Origin of the sequence: Mucilaginibacter rigui (assembly GCF_014773275.1) — a bacterium.
In the GTDB taxonomy this organism is placed as follows: domain Bacteria; phylum Bacteroidota; class Bacteroidia; order Sphingobacteriales; family Sphingobacteriaceae; genus Mucilaginibacter; species Mucilaginibacter rigui_A.
Genome location: NZ_JACWMW010000012.1, coordinates 1 through 1903, shown reverse-complemented (window position 1 = coordinate 1903; position 1903 = coordinate 1). Strand labels below are relative to the sequence as shown.

General features: G+C 48.5%; 1 rRNA gene. It reads left to right on the top strand.

Annotation, left to right across the window (positions count from 1 at the left end):
- Positions 1–172: 172 nt before the first annotated feature.
- Positions 173–1694: ribosomal RNA gene (locus IDJ75_RS21065) — 16S ribosomal RNA — on the top strand.
- Positions 1695–1903 lie beyond the last annotated feature (209 nt).

The window sequence follows — 1903 nt, the reverse complement described above, 5'->3', positions numbered from 1 at the left end:
AGTTCTTAAAAGAGATAGAGAATAAATTATGCAGCGTAACAGCAGCGATCCTTCGGGAGAGCTGAATGTTAACAGCGAAGCTCAAACAGCATCAGGATAATGTAAGAGAATATTTTTTTTACAGATTTCTATTGATTGAGTTAATAGGGTCTGGATTTGAACAACACATTATACAATGGAGAGTTTGATCCTGGCTCAGGATGAACGCTAGCGGCAGGCCTAATACATGCAAGTCGAACGGGATTGAAGAGCTTGCTTTTCATGAGAGTGGCGCACGGGTGCGTAACACGTATGTAACCTACCTTAATCTGGGGGATAGCCTCTCGAAAGAGAGATTAACACCGCATAACATTATCGGACAGCATTTTCTGATAATCAAATATTTATAGGATTAAGATGGGCATGCGGAACATTAGCTAGTTGGTAAGGTAATGGCTTACCAAGGCTACGATGTTTAGGGGATCTGAGAGGATGACCCCCCACACTGGTACTGAGACACGGACCAGACTCCTACGGGAGGCAGCAGTAAGGAATATTGGTCAATGGGCGCAAGCCTGAACCAGCCATGCCGCGTGCAGGAAGACGGCCCTACGGGTTGTAAACTGCTTTTGTACCGGAATAAACCTTTGTTCGTGAACGAAGCTGAATGTACGGTAAGAATAAGGATCGGCTAACTCCGTGCCAGCAGCCGCGGTAATACGGAGGATCCAAGCGTTATCCGGATTTATTGGGTTTAAAGGGTGCGTAGGCGGTTCTTTAAGTCAGGGGTGAAAGACGGTAGCTTAACTATCGCAGTGCCTTTGATACTGAAGAACTTGAATACACTTGAGGTAGGCGGAATGTGACAAGTAGCGGTGAAATGCATAGATATGTCACAGAACACCAATTGCGAAGGCAGCTTACTAAAGTGTCATTGACGCTGAGGCACGAAAGCGTGGGGATCAAACAGGATTAGATACCCTGGTAGTCCACGCCCTAAACGATGAATACTCGATGTTGGCGATATACGGTCAGCGTCTAAGCGAAAGCGTTAAGTATTCCACCTGGGGAGTACGCCCGCAAGGGTGAAACTCAAAGGAATTGACGGGGGCCCGCACAAGCGGAGGAGCATGTGGTTTAATTCGATGATACGCGAGGAACCTTACCCGGGCTTGAAAGTTAGTGAATGAGACAGAGACGTCTCAGTCCTTCGGGACACGAAACTAGGTGCTGCATGGCTGTCGTCAGCTCGTGCCGTGAGGTGTTGGGTTAAGTCCCGCAACGAGCGCAACCCCTGTGAATAGTTGCCAGCACGTAATGGTGGGGACTCTATTCAGACTGCCTATGCAAATAGAGAGGAAGGAGGGGACGACGTCAAGTCATCATGGCCCTTACGTCCGGGGCTACACACGTGCTACAATGGATGGTACAGCGGGCAGCTACCTGGCAACAGGATGCCAATCTCGTAAAGCCATTCACAGTTCGGATCGGGGTCTGCAACTCGACCCCGTGAAGTTGGATTCGCTAGTAATCGCGTATCAGCAATGACGCGGTGAATACGTTCCCGGGCCTTGTACACACCGCCCGTCAAGCCATGGAAGCTGGAAGTGCCTGAAGTGCGTAACCGCAAGGAGCGTCCTAGGGTAAAGTCGGTAACTGGGGCTAAGTCGTAACAAGGTAGCCGTACCGGAAGGTGTGGCTGGAATACCTCCTTTCTGGAGCATTATCCAAAGCATGCTACCGAGTAACGCATTAACAGGAAACTGTTACCTGCATGATTATTTTCTTATTTATTCTCTAAAAAAAACAACCCGGAAGATGAAGCCATCGGTTGTGGTGCAGCCATAATAGTGGCAAGATTGTAAAGTAAACAAACAGTCCTGTAGCTCAGCTTGGTTAGAGCACTACACTGATAATGTAGGGG